The sequence below is a fragment of the Gordonia sp. SGD-V-85 genome (genome assembly GCF_001456905.1).
Lineage (GTDB): Bacteria > Actinomycetota > Actinomycetes > Mycobacteriales > Mycobacteriaceae > Gordonia > Gordonia hongkongensis.
Genome location: NZ_LNQO01000004.1, coordinates 87,531 through 105,294 on the forward strand (window position 1 = coordinate 87,531; position 17,764 = coordinate 105,294).

13 protein-coding genes, 1 pseudogene and 1 riboswitch are annotated in these 17,764 nt (G+C 68.9%); of the genes and pseudogenes, 5 read left to right on the forward strand and 9 right to left on the reverse strand.

The annotated features are described in order from the left end of the window. Window positions 1-61: 61 nt before the first annotated feature. Together AS181_RS05885 and AS181_RS05890 are read right to left on the reverse strand one after the other, a co-directional pair. On the reverse strand, window positions 62-1,339 hold the full coding sequence (locus tag AS181_RS05885) for an MFS transporter (protein ID WP_058250668.1): 1,278 nt from the start codon (window positions 1,337-1,339) through the stop codon (window positions 62-64). Window positions 1,340-1,430: 91 nt separating this feature from the next. After that, window positions 1,431-3,131 carry a cutinase family protein gene (locus tag AS181_RS05890; protein WP_068971755.1) on the reverse strand — a complete coding sequence of 567 codons (1,701 nt, stop codon included), beginning with the start codon at window positions 3,129-3,131 and terminating at the stop codon, window positions 1,431-1,433. A 268-nt stretch (window positions 3,132-3,399) separates the two neighbouring features. After that, window positions 3,400-3,520, forward strand: a riboswitch (SAM riboswitch). Window positions 3,521-3,582: 62 nt separating this feature from the next. Between AS181_RS05890 and AS181_RS05895 the strand changes: the two genes are divergently transcribed. Together AS181_RS05895 and metX are read left to right on the forward strand one after the other, a co-directional pair. Further along, window positions 3,583-4,917, forward strand: a complete 1,335-nt coding sequence (locus AS181_RS05895) for a bifunctional o-acetylhomoserine/o-acetylserine sulfhydrylase (protein WP_058250669.1) — start codon at window positions 3,583-3,585, stop codon at window positions 4,915-4,917. 16 nt (window positions 4,918-4,933) lie between these two features. Further along, complete coding sequence (gene metX / locus AS181_RS05900) at window positions 4,934-6,088, forward strand: homoserine O-acetyltransferase MetX (protein ID WP_058250670.1); 1,155 nt, start codon at window positions 4,934-4,936, stop codon at window positions 6,086-6,088. A gap of 32 nt (window positions 6,089-6,120) precedes the next feature. Here metX and AS181_RS05905 read toward each other — a convergent pair whose 3' ends face one another. The 3 genes from AS181_RS05905 to AS181_RS05915 form a co-directional block, all read right to left on the reverse strand. Further along, on the reverse strand, window positions 6,121-7,686 hold the full coding sequence (locus AS181_RS05905; protein WP_058250671.1) for an Hsp70 family protein: 1,566 nt from the start codon (window positions 7,684-7,686) through the stop codon (window positions 6,121-6,123). Window positions 7,687-7,854: 168 nt separating this feature from the next. Then, window positions 7,855-8,127 carry a DUF3017 domain-containing protein gene (locus AS181_RS05910; RefSeq protein ID WP_058250878.1) on the reverse strand — a complete coding sequence of 91 codons (273 nt, stop codon included), beginning with the start codon at window positions 8,125-8,127 and terminating at the stop codon, window positions 7,855-7,857. 101 nt (window positions 8,128-8,228) lie between these two features. After that, the gene (locus AS181_RS05915) at window positions 8,229-9,104 is read right to left on the reverse strand and encodes a bifunctional methylenetetrahydrofolate dehydrogenase/methenyltetrahydrofolate cyclohydrolase (RefSeq protein WP_175404280.1); all 876 of its coding nucleotides are present in this window, start codon (window positions 9,102-9,104) and stop codon (window positions 8,229-8,231) included. Window positions 9,105-9,144: 40 nt separating this feature from the next. On the opposite strand from AS181_RS05915, the gene AS181_RS05920 reads away from it, so the two are divergent. Then, window positions 9,145-10,077: a serine/threonine dehydratase gene (locus AS181_RS05920; RefSeq protein WP_058250880.1), complete on the forward strand. Its 933-nt coding sequence runs from the start codon at window positions 9,145-9,147 to the stop codon at window positions 10,075-10,077. A gap of 55 nt (window positions 10,078-10,132) precedes the next feature. Beyond that, window positions 10,133-10,597 carry a tRNA (cytidine(34)-2'-O)-methyltransferase gene (locus tag AS181_RS05925; RefSeq protein WP_058250672.1) on the forward strand — a complete coding sequence of 155 codons (465 nt, stop codon included), beginning with the start codon at window positions 10,133-10,135 and terminating at the stop codon, window positions 10,595-10,597. Here the strand turns inward: AS181_RS05925 and AS181_RS05930 are convergent, their stop codons facing one another. The 4 genes and pseudogenes from AS181_RS05930 to AS181_RS05945 form a co-directional block, all read right to left on the reverse strand. Next, window positions 10,598-10,825, reverse strand: coding sequence for a DUF167 domain-containing protein (locus AS181_RS05930; protein ID WP_058250673.1), 228 nt, complete (start codon window positions 10,823-10,825; stop codon window positions 10,598-10,600). It lies immediately after the preceding gene. A gap of 63 nt (window positions 10,826-10,888) precedes the next feature. Further along, window positions 10,889-14,176 carry an error-prone DNA polymerase gene (locus AS181_RS05935; protein ID WP_058250674.1) on the reverse strand — a complete coding sequence of 1,096 codons (3,288 nt, stop codon included), beginning with the start codon at window positions 14,174-14,176 and terminating at the stop codon, window positions 10,889-10,891. Between the two features lie 46 nt (window positions 14,177-14,222). After that, window positions 14,223-15,023, reverse strand: a pseudogene (locus AS181_RS05940) (enoyl-CoA hydratase). 24 nt (window positions 15,024-15,047) lie between these two features. Beyond that, window positions 15,048-15,410, reverse strand: coding sequence for an ArsR/SmtB family transcription factor (locus tag AS181_RS05945; protein ID WP_058250675.1), 363 nt, complete (start codon window positions 15,408-15,410; stop codon window positions 15,048-15,050). Between the two features lie 278 nt (window positions 15,411-15,688). Here AS181_RS05945 and AS181_RS05950 point away from each other — a divergent pair, with 278 nt between their 5' ends. Beyond that, complete coding sequence (locus AS181_RS05950; protein ID WP_058250676.1) at window positions 15,689-17,641, forward strand: heavy metal translocating P-type ATPase; 1,953 nt, start codon at window positions 15,689-15,691, stop codon at window positions 17,639-17,641. The last annotated feature ends 123 nt before the right edge of the window (window positions 17,642-17,764 follow it).

Sequence of the window (17,764 nt, forward strand, 5' to 3'; positions counted from 1 at the left end):
CACGAGGGCCGACCGGACTTATCCGGTCGGCCCTCGTCGTAGGTAGAACGGCCGCGCTCGTTCAGGACCCGACGGGCTGGTGCCGCGCGGTCGCGAGGGCCACGACGGTGACCGCGATACCCGCCACCGCGAGCATCACCCCGACCACCGACGGCGCCAGGTATCCGTAGCCGGCACCGACCACCACGCCACCGAGCAGCGCTCCGGCCGCGTTGGCGATGTTGAGCGCGGAATGGTTCAGGGCCGCGGCCAGGGTCTGTGCATCGGCCGCCACATCCATCAGCCTGGTCTGCAGCGCGGGTAGCATCATCGATCCCGTGAGCGCCACGAGGTAGGTGAGGATCAATGCCGCCCAAGCATTCTCGGCCAGCACCGCAAAAGCGCCGAGGGAGAGTGCGGTGGCGGTGAGTCCGCCGAGGATCGCCACCGCCACGCTGCGGTCCGCGACATAACCGCCGACGAAGTTGCCGGTCACCATTCCCAGTCCGTACAACATCAGGGCGAACGGCACGACCGACACCGACAGCCCGGTGTCGGTGGTCAGCGCGGAGTTGAGATACGTGTAGAACGCGAACATCCCACCGAACCCGACGGTTCCGATGACCAGTGTGAACCAGACCTGGGACCGCTTGAGTGCACCGAGCTCGGTGAGCGGGTCGGTGGTCTTCACCCCGCTGAGCGTGGGAAGCACCCGGATCAGCGCGACGACGGTGGCGATTCCGATCACGACCACGATCGCGAACGCGGACCGCCAGCCGAGCGTCTCACCGAGCCAGGCGGCCGCCGGTACGCCGAGGACGTTCGCGACGGACAGACCGAGCATCACCTGTCCCACGGCCTTGCCACGGTTGCGCGGGCCGGCCAGATGAGCGGCGACCAGAGCCGCGACACCGAAGTAGGCGCCGTGCGGGAGGCCGGCGACGAATCTCGCCACCAGCAGCAAACCGTAATCCGGTGCGAGGACGGTCGCGAGGTTGCCGACCGTGAACGCCACCATCAAGCCGATCAGAAGCGTCCGACGGGACATCCGCGCGGTGAGCGCCGCGATCAGCGGCGCACCCACCACCACACCCATCGCGTAGGCCGAGATGACATGTCCGGCAGTCGGTTCCGAGACACCCAGAGATCCGGCGATGTTGGGCAGGAGGCCCATGGCGACGAACTCGGTCGTCCCGATCCCGAATCCACCCAGCGCAAGGGCGAGGATCGTCCACCGACGCACCCGGCGGGACACCTCGGCCGATTCGGCCCGCGCGGGGCTGCGGAGTTCCCCGGCGGTGGACGGACCCGTCAGTGAGGGGTCGGCCGGGGCTTCGGTCGTCGAGAGAGCATCAGGCACGGTCGATGCCAACCCGCGCCCGTCAGCGCTGATTCCTCAGCCGGTGGTGAGTTCATTCACACACGCAGTGTCCTCAGCATCGCGCGGGGTGTCAGTCGCCGGCTTCGGAGCCCGCATCGCTGTCGGGGTCGGACGGGTCTGCGGAAGGCCCGTCCGGGTCCGAAGCCGTGTCGGACGAGCCGGCCTTCTCGCCGTCCTCTCCCCCGTGGCCGTCGGTTCCAGACGTCTTGACATCGCTTCCCGAGGGATCGGTGGCGGCCGGCGAGTCGTCGTCGCGAGGCGGGGCAGGCGCGGGGTCCGCGTCGGGCGTATCGGTCTCGGTATCGGTGCCCGTGTCGGCCCCCGACGACGTGTCGGTCGTGTGGCCCACCGGGGGCTGCTCGGCCGGTGACGGGTCGGTGGCATCCGGTTCGGCACCCCGGGCCGCCGACGGCTCGGACGAGGGGCCGGACCCGCCCACTTCTTCAGCGCGGACCGGCCCCACGGACTCGTCGGGTACGGCTGCCAGTCGCGCGAACGTGGACGATCGCAGGTGCGACGTGTCCGCCGCGAGAATCGTGACGGCGCCGCCCTCCGACGCCACCGGCCCGATGAGCGCGCCCGCCCAGTATCGGACGAAGTTGACCGGCAGCAGGACGATGCTGCGCACGCTGGCAGCCAGGGCGCTGACACCGCGCACGAACCGAGCCGGTGTCGCGGTGACGATGCCCTGCAGGATGTCCTCGAAGACGAAGATGTCGGGTAGGTATGCGCCGTACCCGAGACGTGGGAGTGGCGGCAGCAAGCCCTGCACCAGCCGGACCACCGGCTGCAGATTCGCCAGTTCGATGCCGAACGGAAGCCCGATGGTCGGGCGATCCGACAGGAAATCGCCGATGGCGCCCTGGTAGCCGAGGTTGCGAGCCCAGCCCTGGACGAGTTCGGCGAGTGCGGAGTCCGCAGCGACCATACAGACGCCGTCCGCACATTCGACCGGACGTTTCGCCCACGTGTATCCCGGCTGCAGCGGGTTGCCCGACATCTCCTCTGGATACAGGAAATGCTTGACCTGGTAGCCGAGGATGCCGTCGATGGCGCCGATCGGGTCGTAGACGGGATCGGGCAGGTCGCAGATCGGGTCGCCCTCGATGCACACCGACACGACCCGGTCGCTGACCGTCCCGAAGCCGGCGTCCGTGCTGCCGGCACCACGTGGCCCCGACATGGTCAGTCCGGGAATGATCCCGATCAGCGACAGCTCGATACCTCGCCCGGTCTTGTCACCGGCCTGCCGCGGATCCGAATACAGCTCGCCCGACACCCCGACGTCGGAGATCACGACGTCGTCGCTGGGATCGTCGGGCGTGTTCGCGACATCGAACTTCCGGCCGTTGCCGATACCGGCGAGCACGTCTCCAGCGATGCGCGCCCCTTGCGAATAGCCCGTCACCACCACCGGCGCCTCGGACCCGCACGCTTCTCGATACGACGAGATCGCGGACGCCGTCGATGCGATCCCCTGTTCGGTACTGCGGTCGTACCCCGTCGCTCCGAGCGGCCATATGGTCGCCGGGTAGGGCGCGTTGATCACCTCATAGCCCTGCTCGCGGTAACGCTCCTTGACGCCCTCGAGCAATAGCGACTCAGCGTCGACGGTCCCCCCGACCACCACGACGGCACCGCTGCACGAGGGCCCGCCGGCTGTCGCCGCCGCCACCCCGGTGAAGCCGAATGCGGCGAGGGTCGACAACGTCGACATCGAGGCGGCCAACAGAGCGACGCGTCGGGTCCGGAGATGAGCCATCACGGCCATGAGCGCTCCTGTGCGAACCCGGACCACCTGAGCGGAGCATTCCGGTGCAGCCGGGGCTGTCCCGAACTCTAGATCCGCGATCGCGGAACCGACAGCACGCTGAGCGTCGCTAACTACCTTGACCAGTGGTTTCGTATCTGACCACACCCGATTTCACTCGGTCGGAGGACAGCCACCGGCACCCTTCCGGTGCACTTCTCAAGGGTTGGGCGCGGCGTGACCGGGACGGTTCTCGGGCGCTCACATCCGTGTTATATCCTTGTCGCCAGGTCATGAGTATCAGTGCGAAGCCCCGGCTGGCTGATCGGCAACCCTCCTTCCGCGGTGGGGTGCTCCGGGTGATGACCGGGTTGCGGGATCGCAGTGGCGATCCCCGGCAAGCGCGGGTCCGAAGGTCGGACCCCAACAGGGTCGAGTTGGCCCTGCCGACCGTAGAAAGTGATGAATCGCCATGTCTGATGTCCCTGACGGCACCCTCGACAGCAACGATCCCAGCGAGAACTGGAGCTTCGAGACGAAGCAGATCCACGTCGGGCAGTCCGCGGACGCGGTGACCAACGCCCGTGCGCTGCCGATCTACCAGACGACGTCGTATGTCTTCAACGACACCCAGCACGCGGCCAATCTCTTCGGGCTCGCCGAACCGGGCAACATCTACACACGCATCATGAATCCCACGCAGGATGCCGTCGAGCAGCGGATCGCCGCGCTCGAGGGCGGCGTCGCCGCGCTGCTCGTCGCATCGGGACAGGCCGCCGAGACCTACGCGATCCTCAACGCCGTCGAGACCGGCGGGCACGTGGTGTCGAGCCCCCGCCTGTACGGCGGCACGTACAACCTCTTCCACTACACACTGCCCAAGCTCGGGGTCGAGGTGAGCTTCGTCGAGGACCCCGAGGATCCGGCGTCGTGGCAGGCCGCGGTCAAGGACAACACCCGCGCGTTCTTCGGTGAGTCGATCTCCAACCCCAACAACGAGATCCTCGACATCTCGGGGATCGCGGAGGTCGCGCACCGCAACGGCGTACCCCTCATCATCGACAACACCGTCGCCACCCCGTACCTGATCAGCCCGCTGGCCCACGGCGCCGACATCGTCGTGCACTCGGCGACGAAGTACATCGGCGGTCACGGCACCGCGATCGGCGGCGTCATCGTCGACGGCGGCACCTTCGACTGGCGGGTCCAGCGCGACGGGAAGGACCTGTTCCCCGGTTTCACCACGCCGGACCCGAGCTACCACGGTGCTGTCTTCGCCGACCTGGGCGCGCCCGCCTTCGCACTCAAGGCACGCGTGCAGTGGTTGCGTGACACCGGCGCGGCGATCTCCCCGTTCAACGCGTTCCTGTTGGCACAGGGCCTGGAGACGCTGAGTCTGCGCATCGAGCGCCACGTCGCCAACGCGCAGAAGGTCGCCGCCTTCCTCGATGCACACCCGCAGGTCGAGTCCGTGGCGTACGCGGGTCTGGAGTCCTCGCCCTGGTACAAGCGCGGTCAGGAATTGGCCCCGAAGGGTCAGGGTGCGATCATCGCCTTCGAGATCCAGGGCGGAGTGGACGCCGGCAAGAAGTTCGTGGACGCGCTCAGCCTGCACAGCCACGTCGCCAACATCGGCGATGTGCGGTCGCTGGTCATCCACCCCGCCTCGACCACACACAGCCAGCTCACCCCCGAGGAGCAGCTCGCCGCGGGCGTGGCCCCGGGACTGGTCCGGCTCGCCGTGGGCATCGAGGGAATCGACGACATCTTGGCCGATCTCGAACAGGGATTCGCGGCGGCCAAGTGAAACAGGTGAGGCAGCTTTGTCGGTGAGTATCGACCTGAATGCGACAGCATCTGATCAGCCCGACTGGGAGACCCTCCCGGACGGGGAACTCGTCGGCATTCCCATCGGCTCGTTGCCTCTCGACAGCGGAGCACGGATCGACGACGTCACCCTGGCGTTCCAGCGCTGGGGGACGTTGTCGCCGTCCCGCGACAACGTCATCCTCACGCTCCACGCACTGACCGGCGACTCGCACGTCACCGGACCCGCCGACGCCGACCACGACTCGGCCGGATGGTGGGACGGGCTGATCGGCCCGGGACAGGCCATCGACACCGACGAATGGTGCGTCATCTCCGCCAACGTCCTGGGCGGATGCAAGGGCTCGACGGGTCCGGGCTCCATCGCCCCCGACGGTCGGCCCTGGGGCTCACGCTTCCCACAGATCACCGTGCTCGACCAGGTCCGCGCCGAGGTGGCACTGCTGGACCGCCTCGGAATCCGCAGCGTCGGTGCGGTTCTCGGCGGTTCGATGGGCGGCGCCCGCGCGCTCGAGTGGGCCATCGAGTACCCCGACCGCGTCCGCAGCGCCCTCGTGCTCGCCGTCGGCGCCCGCGCGACCGCGGATCAGATCGGTATCCAGTCCGCACAGATCGCCGCGATCAAGGCCGACCCGGACTGGTGCGGCGGCGACTACCACGGCACCGGCCGCATTCCGTTGCAGGGCATGGGGATCGCGCGTCGGATCGCCCACCTCATGTACCGCAGCGAGCCGGAGCTCGACTCCCGCTTCGGCAACGACGCCCAGGGCGACGAGAATCCCCTGACCGGCGGGCGCTACGCCGTGCAAAGCTATCTCGACCACCAGGCGTCGAAGCTGATGTCCCGCTTCGACCCGGCCAGCTACGTCGTCCTCACCGAGGTCCTCAACCACCACGACGTCGGCCGTGGTCGCGGCGGAGTCGCCAAGGCGCTCAACAATTGCCGCGTTCCGGTGATCGTCGGGGGGATCGACTCCGATCGTCTCTACCCGATCCGGCTGCAGGTCGAACTCGCCGACGAGCTGGGCAACTGCGTCGGCGGGCTCCAGGTCGTCAACTCCGAGACCGGCCACGACGGATTCCTCACCGAATTCGATGCCATCAGCGATCTACTCAAGCGCACTGTCGAACTCGCGCGTCGCGACGCCTGACGGACCGTAACCCAGCTGTCGGCGGCGTCCTGTCAGCGCGGCGCCGGCACCGACGGGACCGGGCTGCCGGACCGAGGTACCGGGGTCACCGGTGAGCCCGACTCCCCGTCAACGGATTTCCCCGGTTCGGCTACACCCGGAATCTCAGTCGACCCGGTGGCGCGGGTGCTGCTCGGCCGCGGCGGGCCGCTGGGCGCGGAGCGCAACGTCGACGTCGAGTACGTGGGCGGCGGCGGAGTGGGCGCCACACTCGGCGGACGCATACCCGGGGGCAGCAGGTCCGGCGGGATCGTCGGTGTCGAACCGGGCGGGAAGGTCAGGTCCGGCCACGGGAACGGCGAGAGGGTGCGGGTGCTGGTACTCGTGGACGGCCGCGTCGGCGGCAACTCCGTCGTCGCCCATGCCGGCGGGTCGTTCCAGCCGGTCTCGGGCGCGGGCCGTTGCGTCGGAACGGGAGTGACGACGGTGGGCTCGACGGGTTCGGCCGGGATTCGGGTGATCGGCTGGGAGGTGGGCCGCGCGGTGGACGGCGGCTCCTCCTCGCTGGTCGCCGCCGCGGGGGGCACACTGCTGACCGACGGCTGCGGCTCGACGGCCGGACGGTCGGCGAACGACGAGCTCACCGCGTAGATCGTCATCAATGTGGCCGCGATGACCGCCCCGGCAACCGCAATTGGGGTCGCGGAAAGCCACTCGCGCTGCCGCTTGCCCCCGATGAACGCCAGACGCGCTGCGCCCGAATAACTCTGGAGGGCCAGCAAGGCTGCGCCGGTGGCCACGACCAGCTCCGGCGCCGTCGGGTTCACGACCTCGAGCTCATGCTCTGCCGCGATCGCGCGCACCGCGGGGAGGTTGGCGAGTCCGCCGATGAACACCACCGCGTCCGGTCGTACGCCGCGTGACCTGACGGCCGCTACATAGCGGGCGAACACTTCTTTCGCATCACCGATCATCGGCGCGATCGCCTGCTCGACCTGGGTCGCGGACAGCGCCACACGACCGGTGTTCGCCGAGACCGCGACGACCGACTCGGCGGCCGCGACGCCGCCGTAGGCGATCTCTTCTTTCGCGGTCCGGCACGCGCTGCGCAACTCGCTGCGCTCCGCCCGCGTCCGAGTGGCGTCGCCCAGGACGGGATTGTCGGCGGTCAGCTGGTCGACGATGGACCGGTCGAGACGACGACCGCTCAGCACGGTCGAGTGCTCGGCGTCGCCGATGCGACCCTCGCGGGGATCGACGGTGTAGAGCGACATGCCGGTGTCGCCGCAGTCGACGACGACGGCAGACGAGAAACGGTCGATCTCCCCGGTGTCGGTCAGGTAGGCCAGCACGGCCTCGTCCTCGCCGGCGAGACGGACCTGACGCCGGGGTCCGCTGCCCCGTGAACGCAATTGCCGACGCTGGCTCCCCGTGCGTGCGGCGACCCCGATCGGGCCCACTCGCGTCCCGGTCTCGCGGGCGGCGCTGAGCATCACGTCGATCCCGGCGTTGACCCGGCCGGCGGAATCGAGGCCGTCGGTGGGATCCACGTCGATCACGCGGGAATCGACCACACTGCGACCGAGATCGTCACGCGTCAAGAGGACGTAGTGAATCATGCCAGCCCCTGCTGACACGCCCATGGACGTCACTTCATTCACGGTGCCGTCGGTTGGTGATGCGGTGATACAAACTCCAGCGGTCGGTGTGTCTGCGCAGAGCAGCGGAAAATTGCCTGGTTGAGCGCATGACTGGTCCGCCAGGTCACGCTCAGGTCTCTATTGTAATCAATCCGTGCCCAAAGAGTCGATCGACGCCGCCAGCCACAGCATCACGCCGCCGACCGTGGCCATCGCCGTCACGTCGAACGATTTGCCCCTGACCTGCAACAGGCCTGCCTGCGAGGAGGGGATGAAGGCACGGAGTACGGCTCCGACGAGCAGAGCCGCCCCGAAGACGAAGGACCCACGCCGCCAGCGATCGAACATCACGAGCAGCGCGGCGGCCAGCACACCCAACATCACCAGCAGGTACGGGAGCTGGATGAGCACTGCCCGCAACCGGGAGGAGTCGGCGGCACGACGCCCCCGGTGTCCGGGACGGGCGTCCGCGGCGCCGGGCGGTTCGGAGTGAGCGGACTCACTCTGGTGCTCCTCTCGGGTCACGCGTCGCTACCACTCCCCGAGGCGAGCATCTGCTCAGCACGTTCGACCACGTTGACCAGCAGGAACGCCCGCGTCAGCGGACCCACACCACCGGGGTTCGGCGAGACGTGGCCCGCGACCTCCCAGACATCGGGATGAACGTCGCCGGCGAGACGACCCTCGTCAGTACGGCTGACACCCACGTCGACCACCGCGGCGCCGGGCTTCACCATGTCCGCGGTGATGAGGTGCGGCACGCCGGCCGCGGCGATCACGATGTCGGCCCGGGCGATCTCCGACGCCAGATCCGTGGTGCCGGTGTGGCACAGCGTGACCGTGGCGTTCTCACTCCGCCGGGTCAGGAGCAGCCCGATGGGCCGGCCGATGGTGACCCCGCGCCCGACCACCGTGACCCGGGCGCCGGCCAGCGGGACGTCGTAGCGTCGCAGGAGGTGGATGACCCCGCGCGGGGTGCACGGCAGCGTCGACTCCTTGCCCAGCACCAACCGCCCGAGGTTGATCGGGTGGAGTCCATCGGCGTCTTTCAGCGGGTCGATCCGCTCGAGGGCGGCATTCTCGTCAAGATGCTTGGGCAGCGGCAACTGCACGATGTAGCCCGTGCAGGCCGGATCGGCGTTGAGCTCGTCGATCGCCGCGTTGAGCTGCTCGGTGGTGGCATCGGCCGGCAGGTCCTTGCGGATGGAGGCAACGCCGATCCGGGCGCAATCGGCGTGCTTTCCCTTGACATAGGAGTGCGAACCCGGATCGTCGCCGACCAGAACGGTACCCAGACCAGGCGTGATACCCGCCAGCCTGAGCTTCTCCACCCGCTCGGCCAGATCAGCGAAGATCTCGTCGCGCGTGGTCTTGCCATCGAGTCGTATCGCGGTCACGCCGACATTCTTCCACGGCGCTACTGTCGGAACGGTGACCGTGGTGCGCAGCGACGTCGACCTCGCCCGCGCGGCGATCGCACCCCACCTCCGTCGCACGCCGACACTACGCACGACCATCGACACCGTCCACGGGCCGGTCGAGGTGGTTCTCAAACTCGAGTACGCCCAAGTCGGCGGGTGTTTCAAACCGCGCGGCAGCCTCTGGGCGACGCTGCACGCCCAAGACCAGGGATTGCTGACCGACGCCGGTGTGCTCGTCGCCTCCGGCGGCAACGCCGCGATCGGCGCGACAATCGCGGCGCGGATCGTCGGCGTGCCGGTCACCGTGGTGATCCCCGAGACCGCGCCGCCGGTCAAGATCGACGCGCTGCGCGCCGCGGGAGCGCGCGTCCACCTCATGGGACGGCGCTATTCCGAGGCCGCCGACGCCGCCGTCGCGCTGGCAGAGCAGACCGGAGCGCTCGCGCTGCACGCCTACGATCTCCCCGATGTCGTCGCCGGCGCCGGCACCATCGGTCTCGAGATGATCGACGACGTGCCCGGACCGCTCACGACCGTCGTCTGTGTGGGCGGGGGCGGGCTTCTGGCGGGCCTCGCGGCGACGCTGCGCCCGGGCGACCGCATCGTCGGCGTCGAACCACTCGGCGCGTCATGTCTGCATCAGGCCCTCGCCGCGAGAACTCCCGTACCCGTCGAACTCGAGAGCATCGCCGCGGACTCGCTCGGCGCCACCAGCGTCGGCGGGCTCTGTTGGAACGCCGTCGCCGGGAACCCGGCGGTCGGGAGCGTCCTGGTGACCGACGAACAGATCATCGCGGCGCGACGGATGCTCTGGGACACCCACCGCATCCTCGTCGAACACGGCACCGCCACCGCGGTCGCCGGTGTGGTCTCGGGAGCTGTTCGGCCGCAACCCGATTCGACGCTGTGCATCGTGCTCTGCGGGGCCAACACCGCGCTCGCCGTGTGACCGGCGCGATCGCGCGACATCTGCGACGGTCGTCACCGACTACGCTGACACCATCATGTTCCGAATCATGTTCTACCAGCCGTGCATCCCGCCGAACACCGGCAACGCGATCCGGCTGGCCGCCAACACGGGGTGCGAACTGCACCTCATCGAACCGCTGGGGTTCTCGATGTCCGACGCGCAGGTGAAGCGCGCGGGACTCGACTATCACGAGATGGCCAACGTCACCGTGCATCCGAACCTGGTGACCGCCTGGACGACGCTGAAGCCGGAACGGGTCTTCGCGTTCACCGCCCATGCCGAGCGCTATCACACCGACGTCGACTACCAGCCGGGCGACGTGTTGCTGTTCGGCCCCGAGCCGACCGGGTTACCGGCGGAGGTCCTCGACGAACCCGAGGTGACCGACCGGGTCCGCATCCCGATGCTCGCCGGACGTCGTTCCCACAACCTCGCCAACGCCGCGAGCATCGTCGTCTACGAGGCGTGGCGTCAGCACGGTTTCGCCGGCGCGGTGTGATCAGCCGACGCGGTAGCGCTTGATGCGTGCCGTGGCACCGCCGATGAGCGCGATCTTGCTCTTCGGGACCCCGAGGTGGGCGGCGAGCAGTTCGGAGACGGCCTTGTTCGCCCGGCCCTCGGTGGCCGGCTCGCGGACGTAGACGGTGATCGCGCCGCCGGGACCCGTCTCGACCAACGGGCCCTTGCTGCTCTTCGGTTTGACGGTCACCACGACCTGTTGCGGCATGACTCTTCCTGTTCTTCGTGAACACCGATCCGGCTCGGACATCCCGGCGCGTCCGCCGGAGGACTACTGCCAGTCCCGGGATCTGCTCCCCACCCGAAGATCCATGCGCTGCAGTCGATCTGCGACGACGGTCACAGCGCCTTCGGCGTTCTGCACCCGGCCGCGGATCAGCAGAGCGGGTGCCGTCTGAGCGAGTACACGGTACCGCGCCCACAAACCGACCGAACACACCACGTTGACCATCCCGGTCTCGTCCTCGAGGTTGATGAAGGTCACCCCGGACGCGGTGGCGGGACGCTGCCGATGGGTCACCGCGCCACCGACCAACACGCGCGAACCGTCGGGCACCGACAGCAGGCGATCGGCGGCCAGCACTCCCATCGCGTCGAGCCGGGGACGCAGGAACTGCGTCGGATACGACGTGGGGGTGATCCCCGTGGCCCAGGCGTCGGTGGCCGCCAGCTCGACGTCGGAGAGACCCGGAAGGGTGGGGGTCGCCTGCGCCGATTCCAGGGCCAGCTGATCGTCGCGCACCGTCGCGGCGGCCCCGGCCTCCCACAGGGCCTGACGCCGGCTGAGGCCGAACCCGTCGAAGGCGCCGGCACCGGCGAGCCCCTCGAGTTCCTTGGTCGTCAGCCGGGCGCGCCGGGAGAGATCGGTGATGTCGAGGTAGGGACCGTCGGACCGGCGGTCGACGATGCGCTGCGCCGCCTCCTCCCCGACCCCGCGTACACCGTCGAGACCCAACCGGACATCGAGACCCTCGTTCTCCAGAGTGGCGTGCGCGAGTGAGGCATTGATGTCGGGGCGATGGACCGCGACACCGTGCCGTCGGGCGTCGGCCACCAGGGTCTGCGGTGAGTAGAAACCCATCGGTTGCGCCCGTAGCAGCGCGGCGCAGAACGCCGCCGGGTGATGCAGCTTGAACCACGACGAGTAGAACACCAGGGACGCGAAGCTCTGCGAATGACTCTCCGGGAAGCCGAAATTGGCGAACGCGGCCATCTTCTCGAAGATGCGGTCGGCGGTGTCCCCGGTGATGCCGTGCAGGTTCTCCATGCCCTCGTAGAAACGTTGCCGCAGGCGTTCCATCTTCTCCGGCGACCGTTTGGAACCCATCGCCCGGCGCAACTGGTCGGCCTCGGAGGCGTCGAACCCGGCCACGTCGACGGCCAACTGCATCAGCTGCTCCTGGAACAGCGGCACCCCCAGGGTGCGTTCGAGCGCCCTGCTCATCGACGGATGCTCGACCGTCACCGGCTCTTCTCCGTTGCGCCGCTTGATGAACGGATGCACCGAGCCGCCCTGGATGGGGCCGGGCCGGATCAGGGCCACCTCGACGACGAGATCGTAGAAGCAGCGCGGTTTCAGCCGCGGGAGGGTGGCCATCTGCGCACGGGACTCCACTTGGAACACGCCGACCGAGTCGGCGCGACAGAGCATCTCGTACACGGCGGGTTCAGCGAGGTCGAGGGTGGCGAGGTCGACGTCGATCCCCTTGTGTTCGGCGACCAGGTCGATCGCATAGTGCAGGGCGGAGAGCATGCCGAGACCCAGCATGTCGAACTTGACCAGTCCGATGGCGGCGCAGTCGTCCTTGTCCCACTGCAGCACGCTGCGGTTCTCCATCCGCGCCCACTCCGTGGGGCAGACATCGGCGATCGGCCGGTCGCAGATCACCATGCCGCCGGAGTGGATACCCAGATGCCTTGGCATGCCGAGGATCTCGCCGGCGAGTTCGGCGACGTCGGCGGGAGCGGTGTCAGGCATCTTGGCCCAGGCGTCCTGCTGACCGGGCGCGTACCCGAGCGCCCGGGCCATGTCCCGGATCGCCGACTTCCCCCGGTAGGTGATGACGTTGGCGACCTGCGCGCTGCGCTCCCGGGTGTAGCGGCGGTAGACGTACTGGATGGCCTCCTCGCGTCGGTCGGATTCGATGTCGATGTCGATGTCGGGCGGGCCGTCGCGCTCGGGGGCCAGGAACCGTTCGAAGAGCAGCGTGTTGGCGACCGGGTCGACGTTGGTGATGCCGAGGGCGTAACAGACGGCCGAGTTGGCCGCGCTCCCCCGGCCCTGGCAGAGGATGTCGTTGGCCTTGCAGTAATCGACGATGTCGGCGACCACCAGGAAGTAGCCGGGGAACGTGAGCGTCTCGATGATGGCGAGTTCGTGCTCGATCTGCCGGTAGGCCTGCGGATGTTCGGCGGGGGTGCCGTACCGGCGGCGTGCCCGGGTCATGGTGAGTTCGCGCAACCAACTCGCCTCGGTGTACCCGTCGGGGACGTCGAAGGGTGGCAACTGCGGTGCGATGAGGCCCAGGTGGAATGCGCAGTCCGCGGCGATGCCCACCGCGTTGTCGATGGCATCGGGATGTGCGGGCAGCAGCCGCGCCATCTCGTCGCCGCTGCGCAGATGTGATCCGGCAACGCCGGGCATCCACCCCGAGATGGTGTCGATGTCGGTGCGGGCCCGGACGGCGGCCATCGCCATCGCCAGCCGTCGGCGCCGGGGCGCGGCGAAGTGGGCGCCGGTGGTGGCCACGGTCGGCACGCCTGCCCCGGCGGCGAGGCCGGCGAGCACCGCGTTGCGTTCGTCGTCGTCGGCCATGCCCTGCGCGGTCAGCTCGACGACGATGTTGTCGTGGCCGTAGGTCTCGATCAGTTCTCGCAGCGCCTGCTCGGCGGCCGGGACGCCGCCGCGATCGAGTGCTCGTCGGAGGGCACCCTTCCGGCATCCGGTGAGGATGAGCCAGTGCCCGCCGCCGGCCGCGGCGAGGGCTTCGCGGTCGTAACGGAGCAGGCCCTTCTCCCCCGCGACCATGTGCGCGTCGGCGATGGTCCGTGACAGACGGCGGTAGCCCTCACCGTCCCGGGCGAGGACCAGCAGATGCTCGCCCGGTGGATCGTTCTGGCCTGTCCGCGCGATGTCGGGTTCCAGTGACAGCTCGGCACCGAAGACGGTCGGCATGCCGAACTCACGGGCCGCCTCGGCGAAGCGCACGATGCCGTAGAACCCGTCGTGATCGGTGACGGCCAGTGCGCGGAGTCCGAGCCGTTGCGCCTCCTCCACCAGCTCCTCCGGCATCGACGCACCATCGAGGAAGCTGTACGAACTGTGGGCGTGCAGTTCGGCGTAGGGCACCGCCGACGAGCCGCGCGCGATGTCCTCGGCCTGGTAGGCGCCGCGTTTGCGCGACCAGGCCGGACTGTCGCCGCCATCCCCGGGGAACGGCGCCCATTCGCTGAGGTCGGGACCGAACTCGGTGCCGGGCCGGTCGGCACTGCCGGGCGCTCGGCCGGCGAGCACCCGTTCCATCTCCGACCACGTCGGTGGTCCTTGATCCCAGCCCACCCGCCAAGCCTATCGAACACAAGTTCGATGCGACAGCGGGGAGGGGTCAGCTGTTGGCCCGGCCCCGCTCGACGATGCCGGACCGACGATCGGCCACCCGAGCGGGGTCGAAACCTGACATCCACTCGACCGACGTGTCGTTCTCCACGTCGAGCGCCGGGCCGACGAGATGCTGCTCGGCACGCCGATACGAGTCGAGCATGGTCCGCACCGCGAGCTGGTCACTCCCGGCCATGGACACCGCGAGTTCCATCGCCGAGGCCATCAGCTGATCGTGGGCCACCACCTCGGTCACCAAACCGACCCGCAGCGCCGTCTGGGCATCGACGAACTCCCCGGACAGGCTCATGCGGCGCGCGAAACCCCGGCCGACCGCTGCCGGCAATCGGGACGTCAGACCCCAGCCCGGCAGCACCCCGACCCGCGAATGGGTGTCGACGAAGCGGGCCCGTTCGGACGCGATCAGGACATCGCACGCGAGGGCGAACTCCAGACCACCGGTGGCGGCGACACCGTTGACGGCGCCGATGATCGGCTTCGAGATGGGGCGCCACGGATGCCCGACAGGTACGTCCGCATGATCGAGCAGTCGAGCACTGTCGGTCGACGAGCCCAACTCGGCCAGGTCCAGGCCGGCGCAGAATGCCGAGCCCGCGCCGGTGAGGATGACGACGTCGACGTCATCGTCGTGATCCGCGTTCGCCAATTCGGAACGGAGAGCGACGATCAGGTCAAAGCTGAGCGCATTCCGGACCTACGGACGGTTGAGGACCAACGTCCGCACCCGCCCGGATTGCTCGATCCACAGAAGCGGTTCTCCCGACGTGGCCGTGTGGTCACTGGTCATGCGATGCCTTTCGGTGACGTCGGATCAACCCGCCGATTGCGGACGCTCGGCGAGCCCGAGCCGCAAGTGTTCGCTGTGGTAGACCGCCTCGTCGAGCAGCTGGGCGACATGGCTGTCATAGAGGCTGTAACTGATCGACCGACCCGACCGGGTGCCGGTGACCAGGCCGAGGTTGCGGAGCAACCGGAGCTGATGGGAGACCGCGGATTGCTCCATGCCGACGGCGTCGGCGAGATCGGTCACCGAGCGCGGTCCGGACCGCAACTCGGTGAGGATGAGCAACCGGCTCGGGGTCGCCAGCGCCTGCAGGGTGGTGGCGACGTGCACGGCAGATTCCGGATCGAGCCGCGCAACCGGCCGCATCCCTTCGTCGATGCCGTGTCCCATGCAGCGGATGCTACCGGCTGGACATCACATGAAAACATCTTCATATGAACTGTTACTGTCTAAGAGGTGGCTGTCGGCGAGTGGCTTCGACTCGGCGCCTCGCTCGCGCTCGGTGCCGGCTCAACCAGCAGGAGGGTGGCTGTCGGTGAGTGGCTTCGACTCGGCGCCTCGCTCGCGCTCGGTGCCGGCTCGACCAGCAGGAGGGTGGCTGCCGGCGAGTGGCTTCGACTCGGTGCCGGCTCAACCAGCAGAAGGGCCGACGACAGACGGGAGACACGATGGGTACGGCGGAGACGACGGAACGAACGGCCCGCGACTCGACGCTTACGGGAGCAGACCGCGGGACCACCCCGCCGTCGATCTTCCGGACGGGACTTCGGCTACCCGAGGTGCGCTGGGCGGGCCTCGCGCTGGCGCTTTTTCTCGCGGGTTGGTTGCTCCAGATCAGCCAGGCGCCCGAATGGTCCTGGTGGACCGCGTATCTCGCGTGCTATCTGGCCGGCGGATGGGAACCGACCCGATCGGGCCTGCAGGAACTGCGGGGACGACGACTCGACGTCGATCTGCTGATGATCGTCGCCGCCGTCGCCGCCGCGTCGATCGGGCAGGTCTTCGACGGCGCGCTGCTGATCGTGATCTTCGCGACCTCGGGAGCTCTGGAGGTCGTCGTCACCCAGCGCACCGCCGATTCGGTGACCGCCCTGCTCGGACTGGCCCCCGAACGTGCCACCCTGTATGCGCCCGACGGCACGACACGCGAGATCGACTGCCGCGAACTCGAAGTCGGCCAGCGTATCCTCGTCCGTCCGGGCGAACGGGTGGGCGCGGACGGCGTCGTCGTCGACGGCCGCAGCGAGGTCGATCAGCAGGCCGTGACCGGCGAGTCGGTCCCGATCGTGCGGGCGGCGGGCGACGACGTGCTGTCCGGCACCGTCAACGGCACCGGCGCGCTGATCGTCGAGGTCGCCCGTCCGGCGTCGGAGTCGGCCATCGCCCGCATCGCGACGCTCGTGGCCGAGGCATCCGAGACGAAGGCACCGACCCAGCTCTTCATCGAGAAGGTCGAGCAGACGTACTCCGTCATCGTCGTCGTCGCCACCCTGCTGGTGCTGGGCATCCCGGTGATGTTGTTCGGCAATACTTTCGACGAGGCGCTGCTTCGTGCCATCGTGTTCATGATCGTCGCCTCGCCCTGCGCCGTCGTCCTGTCGACGATGCCGCCGCTGCTCGCGTCGATCGCCAATGCCGGTCGGCACGGCGTCCTGGTCAAGTCCGCCGCGGTGATGGAGTCGGTGGGACGGACCTCGGTCGTCGCGTTCGACAAGACCGGCACCCTCACCGAGGGACGCCCGCAGGTCGTCGACGTGGCGGCGCTCGACGGTCACGACCCGTCGCAGGTGTTGGCGCTGGCCGCCGCGGTCGAGTACCCCAGCGAGCATCCCCTCGGTCGCGCGATCGTCACCGCCGCCGCCGACCGCGGACTGGACGTCGAATCGGTGGAGGGTTTCCGGGCGCTTCCCGGACGCGGGGTGACGGGGGCGGTCGGCGGGCGCCGCGTCACCGTCGAGCGCACCGTCGCCGGTTCGACCGGGACGGTGGTCGGCGTACTCGTCGACGGGCGGGAGATCGGCCGGATCGAACTCGTCGATCGCCTGCGGGACGACGCCGCCGAGGCGGTGCGGCTTATCGGCGACGTCACGTCGGGTTCGGTCCTGCTGCTGACCGGCGACCGGCCATCGGTCGCCGCGGACGTCGCCGACCGGACCGGAATCCGCGAGGTACACGCCGACCTGCTGCCGGAGGACAAGGTCCGGATCGTCGGCGAGATCGAGGGACACGTGCTCGTGGTCGGCGACGGCATCAACGACGCACCGGCACTCATGGCGGCCGGGACCGGCATCGCGATGGGTCGTCGCGGTGCGGACCTCGCCGTCCAGACCGCCGACGCGATCATCGTGCGTGACGACCTCACCGCGGTCCCCGCGCTGATACGGCTGTCCCGCCTCGCCCGCCGTTACGTCATCGCCAATCTGTGCATCGCCGCCACCGTGATCCTCACCCTCGTGACCTGGGATCTCATCGGCACCCTGCCACTCCCCCTGGCCGTGGCCGGGCACGAGGGTTCGACCGTGCTCGTCGCGCTCAACGGCGCCCGCCTGTTGCGGAAGTCGGCCTGGTCGGGCGATCGCGGTGCACAATCGACGGGGTCGAACGCACAGTCGACGGAATGAGACGCACGATCGACGCGTACGGGCGCGCGACGCCGCGCGCGTAGTCATTGCCATCGCCGCAAGTTAGTGTCACCCTGAGTACCAGACAGATCCGCGGCCCGCGGGCCGTGGACAGCCAGCGGG